This is a genomic window from Massilia niastensis DSM 21313 (genome assembly GCF_000382345.1).
GTDB classification, from domain to species: domain Bacteria; phylum Pseudomonadota; class Gammaproteobacteria; order Burkholderiales; family Burkholderiaceae_D; genus Telluria; species Telluria niastensis.
On record NZ_KB908096.1, the window covers coordinates 21,545 to 35,107 of the forward strand.

Sequence of the window (13,563 nt, forward strand, 5' to 3'; positions counted from 1 at the left end):
GATGAGCAACCAGAACGACAAGCATGATGACGTACACGAGCGAGGAAACATGGTCGAGATCCTGATCGTCGAAGACAGCGCTACCCAGGCGGAGCAGCTGTCGCACCTGCTGACCGGGCAGGGCGGCTACCGGGTGCGCATCGCCCGCGATGGGGCCGCCGGCCTGGCGGCGGCGCGCGCCGCGCCGCCGACCCTGATCGTGAGCGACATCGCGATGCCGGTGATGGACGGCTTCACCCTGTGCCGGGAAGTGAAGCAGGATCCGCAGCTGCGTGACATCCCCGTGATCCTGCTGACCTCCCTGACCAGCCTGTACGACGTCATCCGCGGGCTCGATTGCGGCGCCGACAACTTCATCCGCAAGCCCTTCGACGGCCGCTACCTGCTGGGGCGCATCGGCTTCATCCTGGCCAACCGCGCCTTCCGCAGCAACGAGCGGGTCCAGCTGGGAATGCGGGTCAACCTGGGCGGGCAGACGCATTTCATCACGGCCGAGCGCCAGCAGATCTTCGATCTCCTGATCTCGACCTACGAGGAAGCGATCCAGATGACCGAGGAGCTCAAGGCCCAGCAGGAGCGGATCGCCCGGTCCTACCAGTCGCTGGAAGGACTGTACCGGATCGCGGAAGCCTTGAATCCGGCGCTGACCGAGCGCGGCGTGGCGGGCGGCGCGCTCGAGCGCGCACTCGACCTGCCCGGGGTGACCGGCGGCTGCATCGCCCTGTACGACGATGCCGGCAGCTTGCGGGTGGTCGAGGCGCGCGCGCTCGGCGTGGCGATCGGCCATGGCGCCAGCCTCGACTGCCAGTGTACGCGGCGCCTGTTGTCGGGAGAGCTGCGCGGTCCGGAGCTGGTCGGCGAGTGCGAATCACTGGGCGGGATGCACGCCTGCGTGCCGCTGATGGCGGGCGGACGCAGCCTCGGCCTGCTGCACCTGGCGACCGCGCCCGGCCTGCTGGGCGAGGACGACATGCAGCTGCTGGGCACGATCGGCAACCAGATCGGGGTGGCGACCGAACGCGCCCACCTGTACGCCCACATGGAGGCGCTGGTGCAGGAGCGCACCGAGGCGCTGCGCTCCGAGCGCAACCTGCTGTCGGCGGTGGTCGACACCACCGACGCGCTGGTGGTGCTGTGCGACCGCGAGGGCCGCATCCGGCTGTACAACCGCGCCTGCCAGGAAGCCCTGGGCTGGAGCCCGGAAGAGGCGCTGGGGCGCCCGATGTGGGAGATCTTCCAGCTGCGCGACGATCCGTCCGCGGTGCGCCGCTTCCTGCACGACCTGCCGCTCGAGAAGCTGCCGCGCCGGATCCAGGGCGAATGGCTGACCCGTACGGGAGAGCTGCGTTCGGTGATCTGGTCCACCGCGCCGCTGCGCGACAGCGCGGGGCGGATCGAGGCGGTGCTGTCCACCGGGCTCGATGTGACCGAGCTGCGCGGCGCCGAGGACCGCCTCCGCTACCTGAGCAATTACGACAGCCTGACCGGCCTGCCCAACCGCGCGCTGCTGCGCGACCGCGTCGACCAGCTGCAGGAAAAGATCCGTGCCGGCGGCAAGGTCATGGGCTTCATCCTGATCAGCGTCGAGCGCCTGCCGCTGGTGCGCGAAACCCTGGGTGTGGATGCCGAACGCGACCTTCTGCAGCAGGTGGCGCGCCGCCTGTGCGCCTTGTCCGGCGGCGAGACCGTGGCGCGCTATTCCGAGGCCACGTTCGCGCTGGCCACCCGGCGCGCCGGTGTGGACGAGCTGTCGCAGTTCGTGCGCCAGGTGCAGACCGCGATGCGCCAGTCCTTCCACTGGGAGGAGGAAGAGCTGCACCTCGACGCCAGCCTCGGCATCACGGTATGCCCGAACGATGGCGAGGGCTACGAGCTGCTGGCCCAGCGCGCCGAGAGCGCCCTGCGCCTGGCCGGGGAAAGGGGCGGCGAACGCTACGAGTTCTACCGCCCCGAGTTCAACCAGGACGCCAGCGAGCGCTTCAAGTTCGAGAGCGCGCTGCGGCGCGCCGTCGAGCGCGACGAGCTGCTGCTGCACTACCAGCCGCAGCTCGACCTGAAGACCGGGGCGATCATCGGGGTCGAGGCGCTGGTGCGCTGGCGCCATCCGGAACTGGGCATGGTGCCGCCGGGCCGCTTCATCGGCGTCGCCGAGGAGACCGGGCTGATCCTGCAGATCGGCGAGTGGGTGCTGCGCAGCGCCTGCGTGCAGTGCCGCGCCTGGCAGGAGGAGGGATTGCGGGCCGTGCCGGTATCGGTCAACCTGTCGGCGCGCCAGCTGTCCGGGGACGTGGCCGGGACGGTGCGCCGGATCCTGGACGAGACCGGACTCGCGCCCCGGCTGCTGGAGCTGGAACTGACCGAGACGGCCTCGATGGACGACCCGGAGAAGACCTTCGAGGTGCTGTGCCGCCTGAAGGAGATGGGCGTGCGGCTGGCGATCGACGACTTCGGCACCGGCTATTCGAACCTGAGCTACCTGAAACGCTTCCCGGTCGACAAGCTCAAGCTGGACAGGTCGTTCGTGCAGGACATCGCCTCCGACCCCGACGACCTGGCGATCTCGCGCGCCGTGATCGCCATGGCCCATGGCCTGCGCCTGACGGTGATCGCCGAGGGTGTCGAGAACCAGGACCAGCTGTCCCTGCTGGCGCAGAACGGCTGCGACGAGATGCAGGGATTCCTGTTCAGCCGTCCGGTGCCGGCCGAGGATTGCGGCCGGCTGCTGCGCGAGAATGCCGCGCTGCCCTTGTCCGGCGCGCGGCGCGCCGGCGGCCGGCGTTGACCAGGCGACTCTCAGGCACCTGTATAGGCGATCTTGAAGGTGAACAGCGCCGCGATCACCCACACCACCGGCGCCACTTCGCGCCAGCGGCCGGTGAGCAGCTTGAGCATCGCATAGGAGATGAAGCCGAAGGCGATGCCTTCCGCGATCGAGAAGGTGAACGGCATCGCCAGCGCGGTGACGGCGGCGGGGATGCTCTCGGTGCTGTCGCCCCATTCGACCTCGCCCAGGTCGGCCAGCATCAGGCAGGCCACGAACAGCAGCGCCGGCGCGGTCGCGTAGGCCGGCACCACGCCGGCCAGCGGCGCGATGAACAGGCAGGCCAGGAACAGCACCGCCACCGTCAGCGCGGTCAGGCCGGTGCGGCCGCCGGCCTGCACGCCGGAGGCGCTCTCCAGGTAGGCGGTGGTGCTCGAGGTGCCCAGGATCGAGCCGGCCACGATCGCGCCGCTGTCGGCCAGCAGGGCCTTGTTCAGGCGGTGCATCTTGCCCTCGACCAGCAGCCCGGCGCGGCGCGCCACGCCCATCAGGGTGCCGGTGGCGTCGAACAGTTCGACCAGGAAGAACACCAGCACCACGTTCAGGATGCCGACCGAGAGCGCGCCCGGGACGTCCAGCTTGAACAGGGTCGGGTCGATCGAGGGCGGCGCCGAGAAGATGCCCCTGTAGGTATTCCCGCCGAAGAAGAAGCTGAGCACCGTGACCAGCACGATGCCGATCAGGATCGCGCCGCGCACCTTCAGGCGGTCGAGGGCGACGATCACGAAGAAGCCGGCGATGGCCATGATCGCCTCGGGCCGGTGCAGGTCGCCGGCCTTGACCAGGGTCGGCTCGTTGGCCACCACGATGCCGGCGTTCTTGAGTGCGATCAGGGCCAGGAACATGCCCAGGCCGACCGTGATGGCGACCCGCATCGAGCGCGGGATGCCGTTGACGATCATGCCGCGCAGGCCGAGCAGCGACACCAGGATGAACAGGCAGCCCGAGATGAAGACCGCGCCCAGCGCGGCCGGCCAGGCGATGCCCATGCCCAGCACGACGGCGTAGGCGAAATACGCGTTCAGGCCCATGCCGGGCGCCATCGCGATCGGGTAGTTGGCGTACAGGCCCATCACGGCGGTGCCGAAGGCCGCCACCAGGCAGGTGGCGACGAACACCGCTTCCTTCGGCATGCCGGCGTCGCCGAGGATCGAGGGATTGACGAAGATGATGTACACCATGGTCAGGAAGGTGGTCAGTCCGGCCAGCATTTCGGTGCGGGCGTCGGTGCCGTGTTCCCGGAGTTTGAAGAGTTTTTCGAGCATGTGGGCTTCCCCGATTGTTGTTTTGCCCGAAGCATAACATTGCGCCGGGTCCGTGAGCGCGGCCGCACGCCGCGCCGGTATGCGGTGCGATGCGCTAACATGGTGACTTCATCACTATGCGCAGCAATCATGCCCAAGAATAAGCGTCCCATCCCCCGCAAATCGAACAACACGCGCGAGCCCGATACCAGCGCCCAGGCCCAGGAGCTGGCCGACCTGGCGCTCGAGATCGCCGAACGCGAGGAGGTGCCGGGCTTCGGCGGCGACGACGAGCGCGAGGAAGAATTGCTGCAGGCCGTGCGCAAGGCGGTGCGCCGGAAGCGCGACGAGGTGCTGTACGAAGCGATCGAGATCGCGCGCTACACCGACCCGGGCGCCTGCCGCCTGCTGCGCGAGCGCATCCACGAGGAAGCGGCAACCTGGCGTTTCCGCCGCGAGAACGGCCCCGAGTACGAGATCGACGCCTTCCTGGTGCCGGTGTTCGTGCGCAGCAGCGGCGGCCTGGCGGCCCGCGAGAACTTCCAGGATCCCGAGGCCTTCGAGCAGCTGGCCGCCAGCTTCAGGTCGGGCGGCCTGGAAAGCGAGGACGCGAAAGTCGTCCTGATCCAGCACGCCTACGACCTGGCCGAGATCGACCACGTGTCCTTCGGCGCCCTGCACGAGATGCTGCGCGAGGCGGCCGCCTCGCTGGTCGAGAAAAAGCTGCAGCCGGCTCCCACCATCGAGGCCAGCATCCGCGGCTGGACCGGCGAGCCGGTCGCCCCCGACGAATCGGCGATGGAATTGCGCTTCCTGCTCGGCTTTTCGCTGAAGCGCGCCGAGGACCCGTTCTACCAGGTGCCGAAGGACGAGGAGGGCAGCGACGCCTGGTTCGCGCGGCGCATGGCGCGCTACCGCGACTGGAGCGTCGAGGTGGCGCCGCTGCTGCGCCGCTGCCTGGCCCGGGACCCGGATCGCCTGGAACTGAATTTCCTGTACCAGGACCTGTTCTACGGCGCCAAGGAGCAGGGCGTGGCCGAACTGGCGACCCTGGCCCTGCTGTCCGAGGTCAGTCGCACGCTGGCCGCCAAGGACTTGGCGGCCGACCAGGTGCACGCCGCCGTCGCCCCGCTCGACATGGGCGAGCACATCGTGCTGCGCGCGAACCTGTATGCGCTCGATGGCGGCGTGCCTTGGGGGAGCGTGGAAAGGCCGGTCGACCTGGCCGCCGACCTCGGCGCCGAGGTCGACGAATTGTGCGATGCACTATTGTCGCTCGGCCTCGAGGGCGTTTCGGTCGCCACCGGATTCAGCGCCGATGGCCATGCCGAGGGCGCCACGCCCTACCAGGCCGGGTAAACGGCGGGCCGTCCCGCCATGGGCGCTCCCGCAGAGAGCGCTCAGCCATCGCTCTACCTTTCGAGGGGCCTCGCCCTGGCGGCCCCCGGCCATCCCGTTCTCCTCTCACGGCCTGCGAAAACCGGCCGTTCGCAAGCCATTCGCGGCGCCGCACCATCAAGAAATCGGTTGCCATGCGTAGTGGATATTCTTGCTTTCTCGTAGGACGAAACCTACATGCAGCTTCCGGGCAGAAAAAGCTCCACTATGAGAGCCCAGCAGTATCCGTACGAAAATTGATTCTTATTGGAAATATTGCAATGCATAAATGGAAACATTAAAAAATAGTCATGTTACGATGCTGGGGTCCGGCCTGGTTCAGAGAGCATGTCCGCAACTGGCATAGGAGAGAGAGAACCGGCACGGCCATATTTGCCCACAACTATAGCGCCAGCAAGGCGAAAGGAAATGAATATGCCGACCCTGATCGTGTTTTGCCACCTGCGTTGGGACTTTGTCTTCCAGCGTCCCCAGCACCTGATGACCCGTCTGGCGGAACACTACCACATCCTCTTCGTCGAGGAACCGGTGTATGGCGAGGGACAGGCACACCTGCAAAAAACGGCCGTCGCGCCGAACATTACGGTGTGCCGTCCGCATACCGCGATCCATGCACCTGGCTTCCACGATGACCAGATCCCGACCCTGCAAGGCCTGCTGGCCGACCTGGTCCCCGATGGCGAAGAGCCGATCGTCTGGTTCTACACTCCGATGGCGCTGCCCCTGCTGCAGGGCCTGCACCCGTCCAAGGTCATCTACGACTGCATGGACGAACTGGCCGCCTTCAGGAACGCGCCCAAGCAGCTGCTGCAGCGCGAGAGCGCGCTGCTGAACATCGCCGACCTGGTCTTCACCGGCGGCCCGAGCCTGTACGAATCCAAGAAGGACCGCCACGCCAGCGCCCACTGCTTCTCGAGCAGCGTCGACGCCAGGCACTTCCGCCAGGCGCAGGACCGCGATATCTCGCATCCCGACCAGGCCCATATCCCGCATCCGCGCCTGGGTTTCTATGGCGTGATCGACGAACGCTTCGACACGGATCTGGTGCGCGCCATGGCGACCGCCCATCCGGAATGGCAGATCGTGCTGGTGGGTCCGGTCGTGAAGATCGACCCGGCCGCGCTGCCGCAGGGACCGAACATCCATTACATGGGCCAGCGCAATTATCCGGACCTGCCGAAGTTCCTGGCCGGCTGGGATGTGTGCCTGCTGCCGTTCGCGATGAACGAATCGACCAAGTTCATCAGCCCGACCAAGGTGCTCGAGTACATGGCGGCCGAGCTGCCGAGCGTCTCGACCCCGATCACCGACGTCAAGGTGCCGTACGGCGACGTGGTGGCGATCGCCGCCACGCCCGAGGAATACATCGCCGCCTGCGAGCGCATGCTGGGCATGACCGAGGGCGACAAGCTGGCGATGGCCAGGCGCATGCGCGAGATCGTGGCCGGCACCTCGTGGGACCGCACCGCGGGCCGCATGCATGAGCTGATCACCAGTGTCGTGCCGGGCAACAAGGCGCAGCGCCACAGCGTGGCCAGCCCGGACGCCGCCGGCGCCAAGGTCAATCCGCTGCCGGTCGCGAAGACCGCCAAGTCCTCGTACCGCAACATCATCATCGGCACCGGTCCGACCGGCCTGTCGGCCGCCTACCACCTGAGCGCCGACACCCTGGTACTCGAACGTAACGCCACCATCGGCGGCTGGTGCCGCTCGATCGAGGACAGCGGCTTCACGTTCGACTACGCCGGCCACATCATGTTTTCGAACGACCCCTACGTGCTGAAGATGTACGACGTCCTGCTGGGCGACAACGTGCACTGGCAGAACCGCGAAGCCTGGGTCTACAGCAAGAACGTGTTCACCCGCTATCCCTTCCAGGGCGCGCTGTACGGGCTGCCGCCGAAAGTCATCACCGAGTGCGTGATGGGCGCGATCGAGGCGCGCTACGGCGCCAGCAACGAGGACGAGGGCGCGGGCCAGCAGGCCGAGGACTGCTGCGCCGACGGCACGCTGGATGCCTGCAATACCGACAAGTCGGTCAAGGGCGAGGTGAAGAATTTCGAGCAGTTCATCTACAAGGTGTGGGGCAAGGGCATCGGCAAGCACTTCGCCATCCCCTACAACAAGAAGATCTGGACGGTGCCGCTGGCGGAGATGGAAACCTCGTGGCTGGGCGGGCGGGTGCCGCTGCCGAACCTGGAAGAGATCATCCAGGGCGCGCTGGAGCCGGTCGCCAAGCCGATGGGCCCGAACGCCCGCTTCGGCTACCCGCTGAAGGGCGGCTTCCAGGCGCTGATGGACGGCTTCCTGCCTCACATCAAGGGCAAGATCGAGACCAACGCCGACGTGGTCCAGGTGCTGCCGCGCGAACACGTGGTGGCGCTGGCCGACGGCCGCCGCTTCCGCTACGACAAGCTGGTCTCGACCATGCCGCTGCCGGAACTGATCCGCGTGATCGGCGACCAGGCCCCGGAAGAGGTGCGCGCGGCCGCCAAGGGCCTGCGCCACGTGTCGATCCGCTGCGTGAACATCGGCATCGACCGTCCGAACGCGACCGACAAGCACTGGATCTACTACCCGGAAGACACCATCTTCCACCGCATCTTCGTGCAGGGTAACGCCAGCCCGGAATGCAATCCGGAGGGCGGCTTCGGCTTCACCTGCGAGATCTCGTACTCGCCGTACAAGCCGCTGCCGGTCGACGGCGAGGAACTGATCGCCCGCGCGATCGAGGATTGCCGCAAGGTGGGCATGATCCAGGAAGGCGACACGGTCCTGTGCGCGAACCAGGTCGACATGCCGATCGCCTACGTGCTGTACGACCACAACCGCGCGAAGAACGTCGAGACCTGCAAGGCCTGGCTGAAGCAGCACGACATCACGCTGGCGGGCCGCTACAGCGAGTGGGAGTACTACAACTCGGATCACGCACTGCTGGCCGGCAAGAAGGCGGCCGAGGCGATCGGGGGCGGGGTGCAGGAGACTGCGGCCGGGGCGCGGACCGTGGCGGCGAAGGCCGAGTAAGCTGCGTGATCCGGCGCTGGACGCCGGATGGCGCGAGAACCGCAAGGACGGGGTGACCCGCCTTGCGGTTCTTTGTTAACAACATACAAAAATGCCGGCATCCACGTCCGAAGGTCGCCTCTGCCGGCCCGGCTGTTTCCGTGGCCGTGCGGCATTCAGGGTCAGGTCTGTCATTCGGACACCGAGCGCATACCTTTGCTGAATCTCAAAATGCTGGTTTGTTTATCCCAAACTCGTCAATGCCCGGCTCACATTCGCCGCCGCAACCCGCGCAGCGCGGACCATGTCGGAAAGATGAAAAAAGCCTCGACATGCTTAAAACGGTTCTGAGATTCCGCAAGGGTTGTGCGCCCATGTCCGAATGACAGACCTGACCCTGAACGGTGCGTTACCGGCCCCGGCCGAGGGCGCGACATGGCGCGCCGATGAATAAAAGGCCGGCATCCACGCCCCGAAGGTCGCGTCTGCCGGCCCGGCTGCTCCCGTGCGAGGTGTTACGGGACTTAGCGGTTGCCGTCGTTCTTGTGGCTCATGCGGCCTGCCGCACGCGCCTCTTCCGAGCTGAACTCGTGGGCATTGCCCGAGGCGTGGGCGGCGCGGCCGCCCTGGGAGGCGATCTCGCGCTGCCTTTGCGGATCCATCGAGGCGAAGCCGCGGTTGCTGCCGCCGCCGCTCTGGCTGTTGCCCTGGCTGCCGCTCTGCGCGCTACCCTGGTTGCCGCCCTGCAAATTGCCCTGGTTCCCGCCCTGGCTCTTGCCACGCTTGTTCCTGCCCTGCTTGTTCGTTGCCATGATCGTCTCCTTGTGCAATGACGAAATGAGTCGGATCCTCTTCCATGTCGGACGCTGTTCTGGAAGATGCAAGTCCATGGTAAGCCCGGCTCGCGGGACCGTGAATAGGACCCGACAGCCCGGCCCTGTAGGAAGAGTCCGGCTAAGTCATCCATATAAATCAATGCTTTAGCTCAGCGCCCTGGGCCGCTGGCATGGGCGGCCAGCCGCGTATCGGGTCGTTTGGCTCGGCCACCCGGATCACCGACAGCGGATGGGCGAACTGGATCCGTTCGCGCTCGAAGGCCCGGTAGATCCCGAGCAGGATGTCCTGCTGGGCATCCATGTGCAGCACGTAGTCGGGACTGCGGAAGTGGTACACGATCTCGAAGTCGAGCGACCATTCGCCATAGCGGAAGAAATGCGTGCGCTCGTAGTCGACGTCCTCGCGCGCGGTGACGATGGCGCGCACCAGGTCCGGGATCTGGCCCAGCTGCGCCTCGGTGGTGCCATAGGCGACGCGCAGGACGAAGGCGACCCGGCGCGACTGCATGCGCTTGTGGTTGTGGATGCGGCTCTTGAGCAGGTCGCTGTTCGAGAACACGATCTGCTCGCCGCCCAGTCCGCGCAACCGGGTGGTCTTCAGCCCGATGTACTCGACCGCGCCGAGCGCATCGCCGACGATGATGAAGTCGCCGATCTCGAACGGCTTGTCCAGCATGATCGAGAGCGAGGCGAACAGGTCGCCCAGGATGTTCTGGGTCGCCAGGGCCACCGCGATGCCGCCGATCCCGAGGCTGGCCACCAGGGTCGTGATGTTGAACCCGAAATTGTCGAGCATCATCAGGAAGGCGACCGTCCAGAGCAGCAGGCGCAGCAGGAAGAACAGGATCATGCCGGACGCCTTGCGCGCGCCGTCGCCGCTGGCGCCCAGGACCTGGGCGCGCCAGGCGCGCAGTCCGGTATCGCCCCATATCCCCAGCTGCAGCAGCAGGGCCGCGATCGCGATGCGCGAGACGACCAGGCGGTAGTTGTCCGGCAGGATGATGAAGATGCTGCCGAGGTAGACGCCGATGGCGAGCAGGAAGATCAGGTAGGTCCTGCTCAGCATCCTGGTGACCAGGTCGTCGATGCGGGTCGTGGTCCGCTGCGACAGGGCGCACAGCTTGCGCACCGCGATGCTGCGAATAAAATACATCGCGGCCGTGCTCCCGATGGCCACGCCGAACGCCATCATCCAGTTCTCCAGGTCATTCCCGGGCAGAAAGTACTCCATCAGCGACTCCGATCCTCGACGCACGCACAAACGGCTAGTGTGGAGGCGGCGGCGTCCGGAGCGCGCACAATTGACAAGCGGGCAGGCCGGTCGATACATTGAACCGTTGGCAACACAGAGCGGGCAAGGGCCCGTGGACGGCATGTCGAAATTCGCGGTTTCATGCGGCACCCTGGTGGTCAATCCACGGCGCGAGCTGCTGGTCTGCCACGTCACGGACACGGCGAAGTGGGACATCCCGAAAGGCTTGCGCGACCCGGGCGAGACAGAGCTGGAGGCGGCCATGCGCGAAATGCGCGAGGAGGCCGGACTGGTGTTCGAGGCCGGCCGCTTCCGCGACCTCGGCCCGTTCGACTACCGGCGCGACAAGCGCCTGCACCTGTTCCTGGTGGAGTCGGGAGATTCCCTCGACAGCCTGGCGCACCTGCACTGCAGCAGCTATTTTCCCCACCACGTCACCGGCGAGCCCACGCCCGAAATGGATGGCTTCCGCTGGGCCAGGCGCGACCAGGTCGCCGCGCTGTGCTGGCCGCGCATGGCCGGGGTGCTGCTGCGGATCGCCTGGTAGGCCTAGGTCCGCGCCAGCACGTCCTGGATCGCTTCCATGGTCGCCGGCTTGGTGAGGTGCAGGTCGAAGCCCGCTTCGGCGGTGCGCGCGCGGTCGGTTTCGCCGCCCCATCCGGTCAGCGCCACCAGCTTGACGCCGGCATAGCGGGCGTCGGCGCGGATCACGGCCGCCACCTCGTAGCCCGACAGCCCGGGCATGCCGAGATCGAGGAACACCACCTGCGGCTGCAGCGTGGGCAGCATGCGCAGCGCCTGGCGGCCGTCGTTGGCGACGAGGGCGCTGTGGCCCATCAGGGTCAAGAGCGCCGACAGGGTCTCGGCGGCGTCGCGGTTGTCGTCCACCACCAGTACGCAGCGTCCCGCGGCCGCGGCGCCGTCCCCGGCTGCCTGGGCAGCGGATTCGCCGGGCGGCGGCGCCCCGTGCGCGGCAAGCGGCAGGCGCACCGTGAACACGCTGCCGGCATTGGTGCCGGCGCTGGCCGCGCTGACGCGGCCGCCATGCAGCTCGACCAGGCTGCGCACCAGCGACAGCCCGATCCCGAGCCCGCCGCCGCCCGGATGCCGTCCCTGGCCCACCTGGGTGAACATCCTGAAGACTTCCTCGAGCGATTCCGGGGCGATGCCGATCCCATTGTCCGAGACCGCGATCACCGCCTCGGCGCCGTCGCGTTCGGCCGCCAGCACGATCCGGCCGCCCTTGGGCGTATACCGCGCCGCATTGTTGAGCAGGTTGCTCACCACCTGGGTCAGGCGGGTCGGGTCGGCAAACAAGGGGAGCGCTTCGTCCGGCAGCCGCACGTCGAGATGATGGCGGGCCGCCTCGACCAGCGGCATGCTGGTCTCGACCGCCGCCGACAGCACGGTCGCCAGGTCGAGCCGCTCGCGCCGCAGCGCGATCTGGCCGCGCGTGATGCGCGCCACGTCGAGCAGGTCGTCGACCAGGTTGACCAGGTGGCCGAGCTGGCGTTCCATGATCTCGTGCACCCGCGTCACCGCGGCGGCGTCGCCGGGCGAGCGGCGGATGAACTGCAGGCCGCTGCGGATCGGGGCCAGCGGATTGCGCAGCTCGTGCGCGAGCGTGGCCAGGAATTCGGTCTTCAGGCGGTTCGCCTCGGCCAGGTCGGCCGCCATCTTGCGCAGCGCATCGTCGGAGCGGCGGCGCTCGGTGATATCGCTGAACAGAAGCGCGACGCGCCGCCATTCGGGCGGCCCGAGGCGGGTGGCGTACACGTCGTACCAGCGCCCGAGTTCGCGCGCCTCGTTCACGAAGCGGACCGGCTCGCCGGTCTCGGCGACCCGGCCGTAGATGCCGAACCAGTGCCGTTCATGGCGCGGCGCCAGCTGGCGCATGGTCTTGCCGATCGCATCGACCAGTCCGGTCTGCTTGACGAAGGCCGGATTGGTTTCGAGGAAGCGGTAGTCGCAGGGCTGGCCGCTGCCGTCGTACAGCATCTCGATCACACACAGGCCCTCGTCGATCGAGTCGAACAGGGTGCGGTAGCGTTCCTCGGTGACGCGCAGCTGCTGCTCGGCCTCGAACTGGCGGGTGGCATCGATCACCACGCCGCGCATGCGGACCGCGGCGCCGTGCGCGTCCTGCTCCACGTAGCCGCGCGCGATCGCCCAGCGCCATCCGCCGCTCAGGCGACGGATGCGGAAGGTGGCGTCGTAGGCGCCGCCGCGCGCGGCCGCCTGGGCCAGCAGCGCCCGGGTCGGGGCCACGTCGTCCGGATGCAGCGCGTCCATGTAGGCCGACAGCGGCGCGTGGTCGAGTTCGGAGTCGGCGATCCCGAACATGGCGCCCATGCGGGCGTCGCCCGCGACCCGGTCGTCGGCGATGTCCCAATGCCAGACCGCCAGCTCGGCGGCGGCGATGGTGGTCTCCAGGCGCGCGCGGGTCTCGATCAGGGCCGCTTCGGCGCGGCGCCGCTCGGCCATGCTCTCGAAGGCTTCGATGTAGAAGCGCGCCTTGGCCTTCAGGATGACGGGCGAGAGCGGCTCCTGCAGGACGGCGATGGCGCCGGCCTCGTACAGGAGTTCGGGGGCGAACGGCGCCGGCTGCGGCAGCCCGAGTGCGAGGACCGCGGTGTGGCCCGAGCGTGGATTGGCGCGCAGGCGGCGGATGGTCTCGACCAGCCGGTCCGCGTCGCCCGGCCAGTCCGCCAGGACCAGGGCGAAGTCGCGTTCGCGCGCCAGCGCCAGGGCCTCGTCCGCCGACCGCGCGCGCACGATCGCCTGTCCCAGTTCGGCGGTGACCTGGATGACAACCGGGTCGGCGGTGGGACGATCGCAGATGAACAGGACGCTGGGGCGGGGGCCGTTCACCGGTCTGCCTTTCGGGAGGGGAGGTGCGGGCGAAGCGGCGCGGGAAGGACGGGACAATCGACGGTCATGGGCAGGTGGGGAGCGGTCCGGGCATGGCGGGCTGGCTGGTTGTAGTCACTTCGCCAATCTACGGACGGA

At 67.7% G+C, this 13,563-nt stretch carries 8 protein-coding genes; 4 read left to right on the plus strand and 4 right to left on the minus strand.

All coding sequences use genetic code 11. From position 1 onward, the window contains the following. Window position 1 precedes the first annotated feature (1 nt). Window positions 2-2,782: a GGDEF/EAL domain-containing response regulator gene (locus H162_RS32680; RefSeq protein ID WP_084677017.1), complete on the plus strand. Its 2,781-nt coding sequence runs from the start codon at window positions 2-4 to the stop codon at window positions 2,780-2,782. Window positions 2,783-2,793: 11 nt separating this feature from the next. On the opposite strand, the gene H162_RS0113785 is transcribed toward H162_RS32680, so the two are convergent. Continuing rightward, complete coding sequence (locus tag H162_RS0113785; RefSeq protein WP_020654061.1) at window positions 2,794-4,086, minus strand: NCS2 family permease; 1,293 nt, start codon at window positions 4,084-4,086, stop codon at window positions 2,794-2,796. Window positions 4,087-4,215: 129 nt separating this feature from the next. Between H162_RS0113785 and H162_RS0113790 the strand changes: the two genes are divergently transcribed. Both H162_RS0113790 and H162_RS30865 read left to right on the plus strand, forming a co-directional pair. Continuing rightward, window positions 4,216-5,424 carry a hypothetical protein gene (locus H162_RS0113790; protein WP_020654062.1) on the plus strand — a complete coding sequence of 403 codons (1,209 nt, stop codon included), beginning with the start codon at window positions 4,216-4,218 and terminating at the stop codon, window positions 5,422-5,424. A 453-nt stretch (window positions 5,425-5,877) separates the two neighbouring features. Beyond that, window positions 5,878-8,487 carry an FAD-dependent oxidoreductase gene (locus tag H162_RS30865; protein ID WP_020654063.1) on the plus strand — a complete coding sequence of 870 codons (2,610 nt, stop codon included), beginning with the start codon at window positions 5,878-5,880 and terminating at the stop codon, window positions 8,485-8,487. A 503-nt stretch (window positions 8,488-8,990) separates the two neighbouring features. Here the strand turns inward: H162_RS30865 and H162_RS0113800 are convergent. Beyond that, window positions 8,991-9,278 carry a KGG domain-containing protein gene (locus H162_RS0113800; protein ID WP_020654064.1) on the minus strand — a complete coding sequence of 96 codons (288 nt, stop codon included), beginning with the start codon at window positions 9,276-9,278 and terminating at the stop codon, window positions 8,991-8,993. A 160-nt stretch (window positions 9,279-9,438) separates the two neighbouring features. Continuing rightward, window positions 9,439-10,533: a mechanosensitive ion channel family protein gene (locus tag H162_RS0113805; RefSeq protein ID WP_020654065.1), complete on the minus strand. Its 1,095-nt coding sequence runs from the start codon at window positions 10,531-10,533 to the stop codon at window positions 9,439-9,441. A gap of 142 nt (window positions 10,534-10,675) precedes the next feature. On the opposite strand from H162_RS0113805, the gene H162_RS34730 reads away from it, so the two are divergent. Then, window positions 10,676-11,101, plus strand: coding sequence for an NUDIX hydrolase (locus H162_RS34730; protein WP_169444496.1), 426 nt, complete (start codon window positions 10,676-10,678; stop codon window positions 11,099-11,101). Window positions 11,102-11,103: 2 nt separating this feature from the next. On the opposite strand, the gene H162_RS0113815 is transcribed toward H162_RS34730, so the two are convergent. After that, window positions 11,104-13,425: a hybrid sensor histidine kinase/response regulator gene (locus H162_RS0113815; RefSeq protein ID WP_020654067.1), complete on the minus strand. Its 2,322-nt coding sequence runs from the start codon at window positions 13,423-13,425 to the stop codon at window positions 11,104-11,106. Between the last annotated feature and the right edge of the window lie 138 nt (window positions 13,426-13,563).

Bases quoted from the DNA above. Each gene is read 5' to 3' on its own strand.
- H162_RS32680 (WP_084677017.1), top strand. From the start codon at position 2: ATGAGCAACCAGAACGACAAGCATGATGACGTACACGAGCGAGGAAAC.
- H162_RS0113785 (WP_020654061.1), bottom strand. From the start codon at position 4,086: ATGCTCGAAAAACTCTTCAAACTCCGGGAACACGGCACCGACGCCCGC.
- H162_RS0113790 (WP_020654062.1), top strand. From the start codon at position 4,216: ATGCCCAAGAATAAGCGTCCCATCCCCCGCAAATCGAACAACACGCGC.
- H162_RS30865 (WP_020654063.1), top strand. From the start codon at position 5,878: ATGCCGACCCTGATCGTGTTTTGCCACCTGCGTTGGGACTTTGTCTTC.
- H162_RS0113800 (WP_020654064.1), bottom strand. From the start codon at position 9,278: ATGGCAACGAACAAGCAGGGCAGGAACAAGCGTGGCAAGAGCCAGGGC.
- H162_RS0113805 (WP_020654065.1), bottom strand. From the start codon at position 10,533: ATGGAGTACTTTCTGCCCGGGAATGACCTGGAGAACTGGATGATGGCG.
- H162_RS34730 (WP_169444496.1), top strand. From the start codon at position 10,676: ATGTCGAAATTCGCGGTTTCATGCGGCACCCTGGTGGTCAATCCACGG.